1 protein-coding gene is annotated in these 714 nt (G+C 63.4%); it reads left to right on the top strand.

All coding sequences use genetic code 11. The features are described 5' to 3' along the window. Positions 1-86: 86 nt before the first annotated feature. Positions 87-714, top strand: a 628-nt coding sequence (locus AACY08_RS27735) for a 5'-3' exonuclease (RefSeq protein WP_339472302.1), incomplete at its 3' end; no start/stop codon positions are given.

The following is a 714-nucleotide window of genomic DNA, read 5'->3' as shown; positions in this document are numbered from 1 at the left end:
GGTATATCTTCCGCGCCTATCACCGCCTCCCGCCGCTCACCAACATTCATGGCTAGCCGGTCGGTGCCGTTTACGGCTATACCACGATGCTGTGGAAACTGGCCGATGAACTGCACAAGGCCGATGGGCCGACGCACATGGCGGTCATCCTCGACAAGTCGAGCAAGACCTTCCGCAACGATCTGTACGATCAATATAAAGCGCATCGCCCGCCCGCGCCCGAGGATCTGGTCCCGCAATTCCCGATGATTCGCGATGCCACGCGCGCCTTCTCGCTGCCGTGTATCGAGACCGAGGGGCTGGAGGCCGACGATATCATCGCCTGCTACGCCAAGGCCGCCTTGGCGCAGGGCTGGGCGGTGACGATCGTCTCCGCCGACAAGGATCTGATGCAGTTGATCGCGCCTGGCCTCGATCTGTACGACACGATGAACAACCGCCGCCTTGGCGCGGAGCATGTCCGCGAGAAGTTCGGCGTCGGACCCGCGCAATTGGGCGACGTGCTCGCGCTTATGGGCGACAGCGTCGACAACGTCCCCGGAGTCACCGGCGTCGGCCCCAAGACCGCGTCCAAGCTGATCGCCGAACATGGCGATCTCGAGGGCGTGCTCGCCGCCGCGCCGACGATGAAGGCCGGCAAATTGCGCGACAATCTGATCGCGCAGGCCGATAATGCGCGGCTGTCCAAGGTTCTGGTCACGCTCAAATGCGACG

The sequence above is a fragment of the Pseudomonas sp. EL_65y_Pfl1_R83 genome, from assembly GCF_963970695.1.
GTDB lineage: Bacteria > Pseudomonadota > Gammaproteobacteria > Pseudomonadales > Pseudomonadaceae > Aquipseudomonas > Aquipseudomonas tritici.
This window is presented reverse-complemented; position numbering and strand designations above follow the sequence as displayed.